Origin of the sequence: Pseudomaricurvus hydrocarbonicus (assembly GCF_011602365.1) — a bacterium.
Lineage (GTDB): Bacteria > Pseudomonadota > Gammaproteobacteria > Pseudomonadales > Cellvibrionaceae > Pseudomaricurvus > Pseudomaricurvus hydrocarbonicus.
Genome location: NZ_JAAONZ010000008.1, coordinates 66,183 through 81,033 on the forward strand (window position 1 = coordinate 66,183; position 14,851 = coordinate 81,033).

At 56.2% G+C, this 14,851-nt stretch carries 13 protein-coding genes; 9 read left to right on the forward strand and 4 right to left on the reverse strand.

The window, feature by feature from the left end; translation table 11 throughout:
* Window positions 1-15 precede the first annotated feature (15 nt).
* Window positions 16-894: a glutathione-dependent disulfide-bond oxidoreductase gene (yghU, locus tag G8770_RS11975; protein WP_167186760.1), complete on the reverse strand. Its 879-nt coding sequence runs from the start codon at window positions 892-894 to the stop codon at window positions 16-18.
* 704 nt (window positions 895-1,598) lie between these two features.
* Here yghU and rnr point away from each other — a divergent pair.
* From rnr to G8770_RS12020, 9 genes are all read left to right on the forward strand, one after another.
* Window positions 1,599-4,250 (forward strand): ribonuclease R, encoded by a 2,652-nt coding sequence (gene rnr, locus G8770_RS11980; RefSeq protein WP_167186763.1) that lies wholly within the window; start codon window positions 1,599-1,601, stop codon window positions 4,248-4,250.
* A 203-nt stretch (window positions 4,251-4,453) separates the two neighbouring features.
* On the forward strand, window positions 4,454-5,191 hold the full coding sequence (gene rlmB / locus G8770_RS11985) for a 23S rRNA (guanosine(2251)-2'-O)-methyltransferase RlmB (protein ID WP_167186766.1): 738 nt from the start codon (window positions 4,454-4,456) through the stop codon (window positions 5,189-5,191).
* 93 nt (window positions 5,192-5,284) lie between these two features.
* On the forward strand, window positions 5,285-6,121 hold the full coding sequence (locus G8770_RS11990) for a mechanosensitive ion channel family protein (RefSeq protein ID WP_243760459.1): 837 nt from the start codon (window positions 5,285-5,287) through the stop codon (window positions 6,119-6,121).
* Between the two features lie 131 nt (window positions 6,122-6,252).
* Complete coding sequence (locus G8770_RS11995) at window positions 6,253-6,780, forward strand: O-acetyl-ADP-ribose deacetylase (RefSeq protein ID WP_167186769.1); 528 nt, start codon at window positions 6,253-6,255, stop codon at window positions 6,778-6,780.
* 232 nt (window positions 6,781-7,012) lie between these two features.
* Window positions 7,013-8,005 carry an amidoligase family protein gene (locus G8770_RS12000; RefSeq protein ID WP_167186772.1) on the forward strand — a complete coding sequence of 331 codons (993 nt, stop codon included), beginning with the start codon at window positions 7,013-7,015 and terminating at the stop codon, window positions 8,003-8,005.
* The gene (locus G8770_RS12005) at window positions 7,978-8,658 is read left to right on the forward strand and encodes a gamma-glutamyl-gamma-aminobutyrate hydrolase family protein (RefSeq protein WP_167186774.1); all 681 of its coding nucleotides are present in this window, start codon (window positions 7,978-7,980) and stop codon (window positions 8,656-8,658) included. Before G8770_RS12000 ends, G8770_RS12005 begins: the two co-directional genes overlap by 28 nt.
* A 128-nt stretch (window positions 8,659-8,786) precedes the next feature.
* On the forward strand, window positions 8,787-9,212 hold the full coding sequence (locus tag G8770_RS12010; protein ID WP_208022221.1) for a YqaA family protein: 426 nt from the start codon (window positions 8,787-8,789) through the stop codon (window positions 9,210-9,212).
* Between the two features lie 123 nt (window positions 9,213-9,335).
* Entirely contained in the window at window positions 9,336-10,319 is a 984-nt protein-coding gene (locus G8770_RS12015) for a permease (RefSeq protein WP_167186777.1), read from the forward strand.
* A gap of 10 nt (window positions 10,320-10,329) precedes the next feature.
* On the forward strand, window positions 10,330-10,569 hold the full coding sequence (locus tag G8770_RS12020) for a thioredoxin family protein (protein ID WP_167186780.1): 240 nt from the start codon (window positions 10,330-10,332) through the stop codon (window positions 10,567-10,569).
* A gap of 111 nt (window positions 10,570-10,680) precedes the next feature.
* On the opposite strand, the gene G8770_RS12025 is transcribed toward G8770_RS12020, so the two are convergent.
* From G8770_RS12025 to G8770_RS12035, 3 genes are all read right to left on the reverse strand, one after another.
* Entirely contained in the window at window positions 10,681-11,706 is a 1,026-nt protein-coding gene (locus G8770_RS12025) for an HAD family hydrolase (protein WP_167186783.1), read from the reverse strand.
* A gap of 278 nt (window positions 11,707-11,984) precedes the next feature.
* A complete protein-coding gene (locus tag G8770_RS12030; RefSeq protein ID WP_341771141.1) occupies window positions 11,985-13,907 on the reverse strand; it encodes a cation:proton antiporter in 1,923 nt (640 codons plus the stop codon).
* 150 nt (window positions 13,908-14,057) lie between these two features.
* A complete protein-coding gene (locus tag G8770_RS12035; protein ID WP_167186789.1) occupies window positions 14,058-14,816 on the reverse strand; it encodes a siderophore-interacting protein in 759 nt (252 codons plus the stop codon).
* Window positions 14,817-14,851 lie beyond the last annotated feature (35 nt).

Below are 14,851 nucleotides of genomic sequence, written 5' to 3' on the forward strand. Positions count from 1 at the left end.
TTTGACTCGCGTATCTTACGATTCGTCCTGGCCCAGGATTTTGTCCTGGGTTTTTAGGTCAAAATCGCTGGCGTCGTGACGTTCGTGCAGTTGGGTTTCGGGTTCGCCCCAGGTGCGGTTCACCATGCGTCCGCGTTTCACGGCGGGGCGCCGGGCGATGTCATCGGCCCAGCGGATGACATTTTTATAGGTCTGTACGGACAGAAATTCACCGGCGTCATAAGCCCGGTTTTTCACCAGCGCGCCGTACCAGGGCCAGCAGGCGATGTCGGCAATGGTGTAGTCCTCGCCTGACAGGTAAGGCTTCTCGGCCAGATCGCGGTCCAGTACGTCAAGCTGGCGCTTAACTTCCATGGTGTAGCGGTTAATGGGGTATTCGTATTTTTCCGGCGCGTAAGCATAGAAGTGGCCGAAGCCCCCGCCGACAAAGGGCCCACTGCCCATCTGCCAGAATAGCCAGGACAAGCATTCCGTGCGCTTGGCCAGGTCCGTGGGCAGGAAAGCATTAAATTTCTCGGCCAGATAGAGCAGGATTGAACCGGATTCAAACACCCGAATGGCCGGTTTGCAGCTGTAATCCAGCAGGGCCGGAATTTTAGAGTTTGGATTGATGCCAACAAAATCGCTGCCAAACTGATCGCCGGCATCGATTTGGATCAAATGGGCGTCATATTCTGCACCCTCAAAGCCCAGCGCCAGCAATTCCTCCAGTAACACCGTGACCTTCACCCCATTGGGGGTGCCCAGCGAATAGAGCTGTAACGGGTGTTTGCCCCTTGGCAGTGTCTTGTCGTGAGTCGCTCCGGCCACGGGGCGGTTAATGTGGGCAAACGCACCGCCGTTTTCCTGGTCCCAGGTCCAGACGGCAGGGGGCGTGTAGGTGGGATCACTCATAGGGGACTCCTGAAAGTGGTGCGGTCTTGATCGAGCTACGCACCGCGTCAAATTCGGCGTGCTAGGACCTAGAGTAGTCAGAAGCTTTGGCAGGCGCAATGGCGGTGCGGCAACTTACCAAAACGAGTCCGCATCAATTGGGTATTGCGCGCTGACGTAGGTGTCGTATGCCCGTTTTTGAGACACTCTTTGAAGACTTCATGGATGAGGATGACAGCGCGCGTCACGGCCCGTGCGGTCAGTAGTGACATGCCGAGATAAAAGGGTTTCACTGTCATAAGGGATGTCTTTTGGGGGCGGGTTATGGACGCTCAACCATCAAGTCTGTGGACGAGATTTATTGTCAGGCTATTCTCGAAGGGTGCCCTGACGTTGTCTATGCTCCCGCCGGTCAAGCGTGTAGCATTTTAGGACGGCTGGCATTTTAGGGTCGCCACTGGTGATGGCGGGCCGGCCCGGAGGGAAATAAAAACGAGGGCGCGGGTGTCAAAAGGGGGTTGGCGATGTCCAAGTCTGCAGTCCGGGCTGAAACTGTTGGCCGGAGAACTGACTAGACGACAAATTATTGCGAATACAGCGTCTATACTGGCTGTAATCCCCGGAAACTGGGTGTGTGCGACGATTATACCGGCGCAACCAGCGGTTTTCCGGTATAGTCAACGAGCAATTACCGCATTTAAGCGATTTATTACAGGAAATACTACTTGAGTAAACAAAAAGGGGTACCCGTTGACCCCAATCTGGCCAAAGAGGCCGAGAAGTACGAGAATCCCATCCCCAGCCGGGAATACATCATCGAAACCCTGGAACACGCCAAAGGCCCCATGACCCATGAGGCTTTATGTGACGAGTTGGGTTTGGTGGACGAAGACTCTATTGAGGCCCTGCGCCGCCGGCTGATTGCCATGTCCCGTGATGGACAGCTGCTCAGCAACCGCAAGCAGGGTTATGGCGTCATCAACAAGCTTGACCTGATCCGGGGCAGAGTGCAGGGCCATAAAGATGGCTTTGGCTTTGTGATTCCCGCAGAAGGGGGCGATGACCTCTACCTCAGCTACAAAGAGATGCGACGCATTTTTGATGGCGACGAAGTGCTGGTGCGTGAAACCGGCCAGGATGTCAAAGGCCGTCGTGAAGGCAGCATTGTGGAAGTGCTGGCGCATCATACCCACCAGGTGGTGGGGCGTTTCTTCAGTGAGAACGGCATCCATTTTGTCTGCCCGGACAACCCCCGCTTATCCCACGATCTGCTGATTGCCCCGGACGATGTGGGCAAGGCCAAACGCGGTCAGTTTGTGGTGGTCGAAGTGACTCAGCAGCCGGGCCGCAAAAACCCGCCCGCGGGCCGGATTCTGGAAGTGCTGGGCGACCATATGGCTCCAGGCATGGAGATCGACGTGGCGATTCGCTCCCACGGTATCCCGCATTTATGGCCCACTGATGTTCAGGCCGCGGCGCGGCAATTACCCGTTGACGTGGATGAAGCGGACAAAGCCCATCGTGTCGATTTGCGCCAGCTGCCGTTCGTGACCATCGACGGCGAAGACGCCCGCGATTTTGATGACGCGGTCTATTGCGAAACGAAAAAATCCGGCGGTTGGCGCCTGTACGTTGCCATCGCGGATGTCTCCCACTACGTGAAAATTGGCAGTCCCCTGGATCGCGAAGCTCAGGAGCGGGGGACCTCGGTCTACTTCCCGGACTTTGTGGTGCCGATGCTGCCCGAAGCGCTGTCCAACGGACTCTGCTCGCTGAATCCCCATGTGGATCGCCTGGCCATGGTCTGTGAAATGACCGTGGCGGAAAGCGGCCGTGTCAGTGGCTATCAGTTTTACGAAGCGGTGATCCACTCGCATGCACGATTGACGTACACCCAGGTGGGTGAAGCGCTGGCCATACTGGCCCCTGAAAAAATCGGGGTCGGCCGCAAGATACTGAACAAGCTGGGGCTGGGTAAGAAAAGCGAATTGCCTAAAGGACATCCGGTGTTGCCGGTGACGCAAGAAATTCTCAGTTTGCACCGTTTGTACCAGACCTTTCGGGTAGCCAGAACCGCTCGTGGCGCCATTGACTTTGAAACGGTCGAAACCCGCATCCTGTTCGATGAAAATCGTAAAATCGATCAAATTGTACCGGTGGTGCGCAACGACGCTCACAAGTTAATTGAAGAATGCATGCTGGCCGCCAACGTTTGTGCGGCCCGTTTTCTGGAAAAGCATGAGTTGCCCGGCCTCTACCGTGTGCACGAAGGGCCGCGGGAAGAAAAACTGGCCAACCTGCGCGAGTTTCTGGGCGAGCTGGGGCTGAGTATGCCCGGTCAGGATGAACCCAAGCCGGAAAACTATCAGGCTTTGTTGCAGTCCGTTGAGGGGCGTAGCGATTCCAACTTGATTCAAACGGTGATGTTGCGCAGCCTGAGTCAGGCCATGTACCAGCCGGACAACAAGGGTCACTTTGGCTTGGCGTACACGGCCTATGCACACTTTACCTCGCCGATTCGCCGCTATCCGGATCTGCTGGTGCACCGCGCGTTGCGACACATCATTCGCTCCAACGTCGACACCAAGCAGGTGAAGCGCGTGGAGGGGGCTGAGCCCATCGCCAAAGCCAAAATTTACCCCTACAAAATGGCCGACATGCTGGCCATGGGCGAGCGCAGTTCGTTAACGGAACGCCGTGCGGATGAAGCCACCCGAGAGGTCACCAGCTGGTTGAAATGCGAATACCTGCAAGATCACGTCGGTGATGAGTTTGACGGTGTGGTGGTGGGGGTCACAGGCTTTGGCCTGTTCGTGGAATTGAAGGACCTGTACGTCGAAGGGCTGGTGCACATCACCAATCTGCCGCACGACTATTACCACTTTGAAGCCGCCCAACACCGTTTGGTGGGTGAGCGTACCCGGCAGGTGTTCCGCCTGGGGGATGAGCTGTCGGTGAAGGTGGCCTCGGTCAATCTCGATGACCGCAAAGTGGATCTGGAAATGGTGGCGTTTAAATCCAGTTCGCGCAAAAAGCCAGCGGCCAAAGGCGGCAAAAATGCGCCCCGTCCGGTCGACACCAAGGGCAATATGCGCAAGCTGGCCCAAAGTGACGATGGATCAGGCAGGGCAAAGTCGGGCAAGAGTCGGTCCGGCAGTGGCCGTGGTAAAAACGCCGGTGCATCGGCGAAATCCCGCTCCGGCAGCAAAACGTCTACCGGATCGGGTCGCAATAAGTCGTCGGGCTCTTCGTCCCCCAAGACGACTGCGAACAAAAATCCGGCCAAAAAGTCGGCGAAGCCCAGTAAAGGTAATTTGGTGCGCAAGGCCAAGTCCACCAAGGCGGCACCGCAAAAGCCGGGCGCTAAAAAGCGCTGACCAGGTCTGTGTCGTCATTGCAGCCTGGCGCGGAAATCTCTCCAGAATGGCATCAGGCCCTGGAGATTACCGCGCTGCGCTGGCACTGACGATCAAGCACTTGTGATGAACCTGAAAACCACTTCCCTGAAGTGGTTTTTTTTCCTTTTACGAATCCGGGTCAGTCTTTCTGCAGGCTCTGGATCCAACGTTCGAGAACCACCGTGGCAAAGTTAGAAACCGTTTATGGCTTGCACGCCGTACAAGCTCTCCTCAAAAGTGCGCCTCACCGTGTGAATGAAATTCTGGTGTTGCAGGGCCGTCAGGACCAGCGTTTACAAAAACTCCTGGCTGCCGCGCAAGCCGCTGACATCAAGGTGCGCCAGGCCAGCCGGAAAGAACTGGATAAATTGGTCGACGGCAATCATCAAGGGGTGGTTGCCATGAGTTTCCCGGGTGAGTTGCACGATGAAAAATTTCTCTACCGGCTGCTTGATGAGCTGAAAGAAGATGCTTTTCTGCTGGTGCTGGATGGGGTGACCGATCCGCACAACCTGGGGGCTTGCCTGCGCACTGCAGAAGCGGCCGGTGTGCACGCGGTCATTGCCCCCAAGGACAATTCCGCCAGCCTGACGCCCACCGCTCGCAAGGTGTCCTGCGGCGCGGCGGAAGTGCTGCCCTACATTCCTGTGACCAATCTGGCTCGCTGCCTGCGCCAGTTGCAGGAAAAGGGGGTGTGGATCATCGGCACGGCCGGCGAAGCCGAGCAGTCGGTGTATCAGCAGGATCTGAAAGGCCCTATGGCTCTGGTGATGGGCGCCGAAGGGCCGGGCATGCGCCGCTTGACGCGCGAGTGTTGCGATGGCCTGATCAATATTCCGATGGCCGGGGAGATCAGCAGCCTCAACGTGTCGGTGGCTACGGGTGTGTGTTTGTTTGAAGCGGTCAGGCAGCGCCGTTGAGTGGCTGCCATACTGGTGTTGAGGTGAGCCTTTCGCCGTAGCCGGACCTCAGTAAGAGCATCGGCAGAAAAAGAAAAATTAGGGAGACAAGCCATGAGTGACATTATGGAAAACCTAAAAAGCGATGAGTTTATCAATAGCTTTTTGGAGTTGTTCATGACCTACGGGGTGAAGTTGCTGACCGCTGCGATGGTGTTGGCCATAGGCTGGTGGCTGATTGGTCGCCTGATCAGCGTTATGGAAAAAGCCATGGACAAGGCTTACGTAGAGCCCACGCTGGCGCGCTTTCTTCACAGCATCCTGTCGATCTTCTTAAAAGCCATTATGTTGGTTATCTTCGCCTCCATGGTGGGGGTGGAGACAACGTCCTTGATTGCGCTGCTGGGCGCGGCCGGTCTGGCCGTCGGGTTGGCACTGCAAGGCAGTTTGGCCAACTTTGCCGGTGGTGTGCTGATTCTGTTCTTCAAGCCGTTTAAGGCCGGTGATGAAATTGAAGCTCAGGGGTATCAGGGGGTGGTTCGGGAAATACAAATCTTCAACACCATTCTGATTACCCGGGATAACCAGAAGATCATCATTCCCAACGGTACTCTGTCCAATGGGTGCGTTAAAAATATTTTTTGTGAGCCGCTGCGACGCGTTGATATGACGTTTGGCATCAGTTATGAAGATGATATTTTGCGGGCCAAAGAGATCATCCGCACCGAGTTGGCAAAGGATCAAAAGATTCTGGATACCCCCAAACCGGATGTCTTTATCAGCGCCCATGCGGACAGTTCGATTAATATTCTGGTGCGGCCCTGGTGTGAATCAGCCCACTACTGGGACGTTTATTTTGGCACCCATGAGCGGTTGAAACTGGCGTTTGACCAGGCTGGCATTACCATTCCCTTTCCCCAGCGCGATGTTCACATCAAGCAGGCGGGTTAGCTAGGGCCGGAAAGCGGCCACTCGCCCTGACCCGCCGACAATAGGGTTGCCGGGTGTTCACTTTGTTAATCCCGGTGCAGGGCGGGAGCGACTAGACTAATTTAGAGGTGAACGTTGGGAATAATGTTGAGATGAAAGTCGGAAATAATATTGAGATAAAAGTTGGCGATATCACCACCGCCGATGTTGATGTTATTGTGAATGCGGCGAATGAAAAGATGTTGGGCGGTGGTGGTGTTGATGGTGCCATTCACCGGGCCGCGGGGCCAGAGTTGCTGGCGGCATGCCGAAAGGTAACGCCGGTAGACGGCGTTCGCTGTCCCACCGGGCAAGCCAGGATAACCCCGGCGGGGCAGCTGAAAGCAAAGTTTGTCATTCATACGGTGGGTCCACAGTACCATTATCACCGCCACCCTGAAGCGCTGCTGGCGTCCTGTTATCGCCACAGCCTGGACCTGGCGCTGGAGCACGATTGTTCCACGATCGCGTTTCCGGCCATATCCTGTGGAGTCTATGGTTATCCGCTAAAGGAGGCCGCCGACATTGCCTGCAAAGTGTGTCATGCTGAAAAGTATCAAGGGCTCGAGATCGTTTTCTACTTGTTCGATCAGCAGATCGCCTCTGTCTGGCAATCTGTCTTTGGCGCACAGCCGGGTTGAAACCGTGCGTCGTTCAATGCGAACCTCCGTGCCGTGATGGCCCGGTTGAGTGCTGCTGCCGGGGATTTCCAGCCTCACCGGCTTGACGCTGTTTTCTGACAATGCCATGTTGAGCCGGTCAACGGATGTCAGAAAGCCATCAAGTGAGAAGCTGTTAACACTGTCGCGACAAAATGCTGCCAGATTCTGTGCAACGATCATCCACTCATCTGGAACAAGATAAGAGACATTCATGAACAACTTCAATGCAACGGCCTTTGAAATGCCGCCCCGGCAGAATACTGAGGGCGGAAAGCCCAGACGTGTTGGCTTCGAGCTGGAGTTTTCGGGGATCGATTTGGCGCAAACGGTTGATTGCGTGCGAGCTGTGCTGGGGGGCGAGGTCACTGCCCAGACGGAAGCCGAAGTCGAACTGAAGGTGGAGGGGCTGGGCACGTTTAATTTGGAAATTGACTGGGCCTACCTCAAACACATGGCAGCTGAGCCCCCCGTCACTGAGCTGGGGCAGGATTGGCTCGAACTGTTGAAGCAGGCCGCCGAGCTGGTGGTGCCTATTGAAGTGGTTTGTCCGCCGATAGCGGTGTCCCGCCTGGTCGAACTCTCTCCGATGGTCAACGCGCTAAAAGAGGCGGGTGCTATGGGTACCGAGGAGTCCTTGATATCAGCCTACGGTGTGCACATCAACACGGAGATTCCCGCCCTTGATGCCGCAACCTTGCAGACGTACATCCAGGCCTATGCCCTGTTGCAATGGTGGTTAGTGGACACGCATAAAGTGGATGTGGCACGTCGTATCAGCCCGTACATCAATTTGTATCCCGAGGCGTACCTTAAGCAGGTCTTGTTGCAGACGGAGGTGACCATGGATCAGATTTTTGACGCCTACCTGCAACATAACCCCAGCCGCAACCGGGCGCTGGACTTGCTTCCCTTACTCGCTGAAATTGACGAGCAGCGTGTCAGGCGGGCCGTGGACGATCCCCGCATTAAAGCCCGCCCGGCGTTTCATTATCGCCTGCCCGATTGTCATATTGAGCAAACTGACTGGTCATTGCAGGTGCCCTGGAGTAGCTGGCTGGTGGTGGAAAAGCTGGCCAGCCGCCCACAAGATCTGAAAAAACTGGCTACACATTTTTTAAACAGTGAACGCCCGCTGCTCGATGTAAGTCGAAGTGACTGGGTTGAGTTTATGGATCAATGGCTTCAAGACCACGAGTTGGTGTAACCGGCAACAGCCGGCGCTGGGCGCCGAGTTGGTGGTGTGCAGCGCTGGCGTTGAGGCTGGTGGGGGCTGTGCCTGAGCGTATTACGGTGCGCCACCCTCCCAGTGGCAAACCGTTGCATGCCCTCATCATCAGCGGCGGGAATGATATTGGGCCGGAACATTATGGCGGTGATATCAATGCCAAAATCAAAGTGGATCCAGCCCGGGATAAGCTGGAAATGCGTTGGATACAGCAGGCACTTGCCGACGGTCTGCCGCTGCTGGGAATTTGCCGCGGGGCCCAGCTAATCAATGTCGTCATGGGGGGGACGCTGCATCAGGATATACGCTCCATTCGTGTCCACACCCACAATCATCCGGGGCTATTGCCCACCAAACGGGTCTACCTGAAAAGTCATTCACTGGTGGCTCGCATCTGTAAGCATACCAAACTGAGGGTGAACAGTTTGCACCACCAGGCGGTCAAACAGGCCGGTGACGGATTGCAGGAGGTCGGACTGGACCGGGATGCGATTGTCCAGGCGATAGAGAGTACCTCGGAGCGACGGGTTATTGGCGTGCAGTGGCACCCCGAATATTTGTTTTATCTGCCCAGTCAGCTGGCGTTGTTTCGCTGGTTGTTGTCCCCGAACACAGCGGACGATGAACAATGATGATCTTCAATGCTGTGATGTGAAAAGTGATGTCGTGCAAGAACGGCGATGCTTAAACGTTACGAGTTTAACAGGCTAAGTTGTCAACCACGGAATGATGAAACCTTCATAAGGCTGAACACTTTCTGATGTCGTATTTGATTTTATTTGGGGCCTCATTCCTCGCGGCCACCGTATTGCCGTTTTATTCAGAGGTGTTTTTGTATGCCTTGTTGCGCGAAGGTGGTGATCCGATCGTGCTGGTCGTGGTGGCCACTCTCGGCAATACTCTCGGGGCTGTGGTCAACTGGTTCCTCGGTCTGTACCTGTTGAAATTCCAGGATCGGCGCTGGTTTTATTTTTCCCGCAAACAAATTGAAACAGCGCAGGCGTGGTATCAGCGTTTTGGCTTCTGGTCTTTGCTGCTCGCCTGGATGCCGATCGGCGGCGACGCTCTGACGCTGATCGCCGGCGTCATGAAAGTGCGGTTGTGGCTGTTTATCCTTTTGGTGGGGTTCGGCAAAGCCTTGCGCTATGTGTCGGTCGTCTATCTGACCGATTGGGCTCACTCCTGATAACGGCTTTTTTGATGCGCATGACAGGTCCGTTTTTGATGAGATAAATCAAAAGGTCCGCGGCGTGAATGTGTCACTATTGATCGGGTTAAGCGTCATGGGCTGCACCTAGGAAGAGACAGCATGTTATCGATATTTACCGACCTGGCGAGTTTGCTGGTGTATACCCTGGCCGGGCTTTCTGCTGAATCCCGGTTGGGGCAATCTCTGCATTTTTTTGTGGAAGATACGACCAAGATCTTTTTTCTGTTGGTGGTCATGATCTACTCGATTGCGTTATTGCGGGCATCGCTGAATGTTGAGAAGGTTCGGGACTTCCTTGCCAACCGGCACAAATTCGTTGGCTATGTGTCTGGGTCCCTGTTCGGGGCCATAACGCCCTTTTGCTCGTGTTCCAGCATTCCCGTGTTTCTGGGCTTTACTTCTGCCGGCATTCCCGTGGGCATCACCATGGCATTTCTGCTGACCTCGCCGCTCATTAATGAAGTGGCGGTGTTGTTGCTGTTCAGTCTGGTGGGCTGGAAGGTAACCGTACTGTACGTCGCGGTGGGGCTCGTGGTGGGCATAGTGTGTGGCTTGATTCTCGATTTGCTTCACGCTGAACGCTTGTTGCAACCGTTTGCTTACAAAGCCTATCAAAACGCCGGGCGCATGGATCCTCAACGCGGGACGCCTGCCGCGCTGTCTTTACAGCAACGGCACGCGTTTGCGAGGCAGGAGCTCATGGACATTCTGAGTCGGGTTTGGAAGTGGGTGTTTATTGGCGTGGGCCTGGGCGCTGCCTTACACGGCTTTGTCCCCGAGGCCTGGTTTGAACAGTATCTGGGCAGTGGTCAATGGTGGTCGGTACCGATGGCGGTGTTGGTGGGGGTACCGCTGTATTCCAATGCCACCGGGGTGATCCCGGTGATGGAAAGCCTGTTGTTGAAAGGTTTGCCCCTCGGTACCACCATGGCCTTTTGCATGAGTACCGTGGCCGCCAGTTTTCCCGAATTTATTCTGCTGAAACAAGTTATGCAGTGGAAATTGCTGGCGATTATTTTTCTGATGCTGTTATTGGCGTTCACGCTGGTGGGCTGGGCGTTGAATGTGATCTATCTGTTTTAAGGAGGTCATGATGATACAAGTAAAAGTGTTGGGCAGTGGTTGCAGTAAATGCGTTAAGACCGCCGCACTGATCGAGTCCGTGGCGAGCAGTTGCGGTATCCCCGTACAGGTGGAGAAAGAAGCCAGCCCGCAAGTGATGATGCAATTTGGTGTCATGCGTACGCCGGCGGTCGTGGTTGATGGCACGCTGGTGCATGCCGGGTCTATACCGGAGACGGCTGCGGTGAAAGCGTGGTTAGGGGGGCGTTAACCGCGCCCGGTTTGTCGGCGAGGGCTTTGTACGGCCCTCACGGGTGTCTTTAAACGGCGCTCATCTGATGCCATCGCGACGAGGTCATTTCAGGGGCGCCACATTTTTGGGTCAGCGTGCTTTCGGAAAAACCTGGCGCCAATCCTTTTTCATGTTCACCACGGCCCAGTTGTGTTGGCGGGACTCGTCCAGGGCTTTGTCCAGCTTGCCGATGTCAGACTGGCGATCGTAGGCCCACTCCCGCTTGGCATCCGTGTGGTGAATGATGAGACCCAAACGGGGTGTTTGATCGTCGCTGCCGTGTGGCAGGGTGGTGTACTCCAGCATTTGTTTGTCGCCGTCGGAATTGCCTGCGGCAAAGATAGGCCGGCGGCCAATGTGGCGATAAATACCCACGGGCTTACCGTCTTTGTCATCGACGAGGATGATGTTAGGGGTCTTCACAATGGTTGGGATGCCATTGATCACTTCGTATTTGGCCTCTGATGTGGTGCCAATCACCTGTTCGGGAGGGATGCCGTAAGTGTCTTCAGAAAACACGCGGATAAAGTCGATGCCCCCGCCGGAGACAATGAAGGTTTTAAAGTCATGGGCGCGCAGGTACTGTAACAATTCCAGCATCGGTTGGTAGATGAGATCGGTGAATAAGGTGTCGGTCTGAGGGTGCCTGGCGCTGGCCAACCAGTGGCGGACTGAGGTCCGAAATTCGTCGGCAGTCAGGTTTGCGTGACTTGCGGCTATGATTTTTCCCAGGCCTTCCATGCCGGTGGCCATGATGCCGGCAATGTCGCCGGTGATGGCACTTTTAAACGGCTCTTCCTGACGCCATTGCGGGTGATCTGCCGCCTTCTCATTGACTTGGTCAATGGCAAAGATGGCCTGAAAGTAGAGCGGCTGTTCGGCCCAAAGTGTGCCGTCGTTGTCGAAGGTGGCAATGCGCTCCGCGGCGGGCACAAAGTAGGGTGACCCCTCGGTACTGACCTGTTGGACAAACTTGATGATGGTGGACTTTACCGTGCCCTCGTTCCAGGAGGGAAGTGGGTCCTGTCTGTTTGATTGCGCCGAGGCAAGAGCCGCACAAAGCCCGAAGATCAGCAGGAGGGCGAATTGTCTGAGGGGCAGCTGTCGTAAGGGCATGAGGTCTTCCTTTAAGTGATTGCGGCAAGGTAAACGGGCTCTGCATCAAGGTCATCGATGGTCCGTCGATAAGCATGCTCGTGACATGCCGTTGAACGAGGGTAAGTATAGACAGAAATGCGCAGGTGGCCTTGCAGGGGACGGCGGCCTTGCAAACTATGGCCGTCAGGCCGGGAGTGTTTTAAGCGGATAAGGCGCAGTCAGGGCGGCGTCAAGCTGGCACGAGAAGGCGCAGAGCACCGGTCAAATGAAACTCCCGTCAGCGATGACGCCATCTGCTAATCGCGTTTTTCGCCTCGCCGATCATCGTCGGTTGGCAGGTTGTGCTTTTTTGACGCGTCATCCTTATTTGGCAAGTGGGAATCGCTGGAAACTGCCTGCGTACTGTCACTGACATTCTTGCTCTCACTCGCACTGGGCACCAGGCTGAACAGTTGCCACTGACTCTGGGGGGCTAATTCGGCCTGGGCGGTGAACCAAAACAGGCTGCCCTTGGGGTCGATGACAAACAGCGGAATGCTGTTGGCGTTGTGGTGGTGTTGCTGCCAGTCTGCGAAATGGAAACTGTCGGTCAGGGTCGTGCTTTTAATTTTGGCGCCCTTGGCAATTAAACTGGCGAGCTTGCTGAAGGTGATGTCTTCGCCAAACAGGGTCTGACCGCGGTGCTTGTCGCTGATCTTGCGCTTGCCGTTGGGGGCATGGTCCTGGCTGCTGGCCAGGCTCAGCACCTTCTGTTGAGGGAATTCATTGCGGTACTTCATGACGCCGAGATGGTTGCGCTCGGCGTGATGAGACAGTCCGAGAAAGCCGCCAATACCCACCAGGTCGAGGTGTTTGTCGGCATGATCCGACAGCAGGGTGCCGTAAAACGTCGGCAAATCCTGCATGCGGGCGCTGGCGATATTGTCCCAATAGGTGTCGGACAGCAGCACCCGATAGTCCGCCGAACGCAACGCCACCGCAATTGCCCGGGCCACGGGATTGGCGCCCATGATGAGGTAACCGCGGGCGTCGGGTTCGGCCACGCCCAGGGCCAGAGCCAGGGGGCGGGCGGTCATGCTTTGGATCACCACCGTGCCCATGATGACGGTAAACGCCAGCGGCACCAGTAAATAAGCCTCTTCGTAACCCATTTGCTCGAGCTTGAGGGCGAACAGCGCGGTCACGGCGGCGGCCACAATGCCGCGCGGCCCGACCCAGGCGAGCAGTAGCTTTTCCTTGAAGGTAAAGACCGAGCCCAGACTGCTGAAAAAGACCTTGATCGGCCGACTCAGCAGTTGCATGACGGCCAGTACGCCCAAACTGCCCCAGCCCAGTAATTTCACGTCGGCGAAATCAATCCGGGCAGCCAGCACAATAAACAAACTGGAGACCAGCAACAGGGTCAGGTTTTCTTTAAAATCGAGAATGTCTTCGGTGTGCACGTCGCGCATATTGGCCAGCCAGATGCCCATCACCGTGACCGTCAGCAGGCCGGATTCGTGGCGCAGGTTTTCAGCCAGGGCAAAGACCCCGGCGACGACCGCCAGCGTGGCAAAGTTCTGCAGATACTCGGGCAGCCAGCGGTGACGCAGCAGCAACCCGAACAGATACCCGGCCACCGCCCCCACCAGACTGCCCACCACAATGGTTTCTGCAAAGATGACGGTGGCCTCTACCCAGGAGCCATGGCCCTGTTGTGCGCTGATCCACTCAAACACCAGTACGGCAAACAGCGCGCCCAGCGGGTCGATGACAATGCCCTCCCAGCGCAACGTGTTGGTGATGCGGGCATTGGGTTTCACAGTGCGCAACAGGGGCACAATCACCGTGGGTCCCGTGACCACCATGATGGCGCCGAACAGCGCCGCCAGCGGCCAGCTGATGCCGACCAGGTAATGCACGGCGACGGTGGTCAGGGTGGCGTTAATCAGCGCGCCGTAAGACACCATGTTGCGCACGACAGGACCAATATCCTGCAATTGACGCAATTGCAGTGTCAGGCTGCCTTCAAACAAAATGATGGCGACGGACAGCGAAATAAACGGAAACAGCAGGTCGCCAAATAATTCGTCGGGCTGCACCATGCCCAGCACCGGTCCCAGGGTAATGCCGGAAATCAGCAAAAACAGGATGGCGGGCAGGCGCACTCGCCAGGCCAGCCATTGACAGGCCAAGCCAGCGACACCGATTAAAGCGAAAGTCGTCAGGGGGTTCAGCACAGGTGGGGCCTCTTCCATGTTGGGCGTTTTTATGAGCCCCCATTATTACGTTACCCCGGCAAGAATGATACCCGGCTGAAAAGAGCGGCAAGGCGGTCCGGTAAAAAGCGGTGGCTTGGCGTGGGCTTAAGGCTGCGAATCCTGTTGTTCCTATTGTTCCTGTTGTTCATCTTGTTTCTTGGCCACCTTGTGCTGGCTCTCACTGCTGCCGATTTTCCAGTAACTGGAGATGTAGAGGTGGCTTTTCGGAATCTGCCGTTGTTGCTTAAAGTACTTGCGCATCGCGCGCATGCTGTTGAATTCACACGCGGCCCAGACGGCGGGGTTACCGTCCAGCCAGCGCAGCGCTTTAATGCTGTCGAGCAGTGGGTGGACGCCGGCGTTGGCCTGCGGGTTCACCACCCAAACCAGTTCCAGGTTTTCCGGGTGCGCCAACGGCTGGATGTCTGCGGCATCGACCACTTCAATGACGGCGTAACCGCGGGCATCGGCGGGCAGTAAGGCCAGGTTGACGCTGATGGCGGGCAGGGCCGTCATATCGCCCGCGATCAGGAACCAGTCGCCCTCCGGGTTCACCAGTTTCCTGGGTCCTGGGCCGCCCACCAAAATGCGGTCGCCGGGTTGGGCGTTGGCGGCCCAGCTGGAGGCGGGGCCTTGGGTTTGCGGAGAAAAGGCATCGTGCAGGGCAAAATCCACATCGATGCTGTCCGGCCCTTGCTGGCGCACGGTGTAGGTTCGGACCAGCGGACGCTCCTCTCCAGGTTGGGGGAACATCAGTTTGATGTAGGCACTTTCCTGGCCGGCGGGAAAGTCCGCCAGGGCGCTGCCACCTAACGTAATGCGCAACATATGGGGGGTGACGTGAGTGGAGTGAAGCACTTCCAGTTCTCGGGGGGTGGGTCTGGCCATGAGGTGTTTTTCCTGCTTGAAAGGACTGCTCGTCC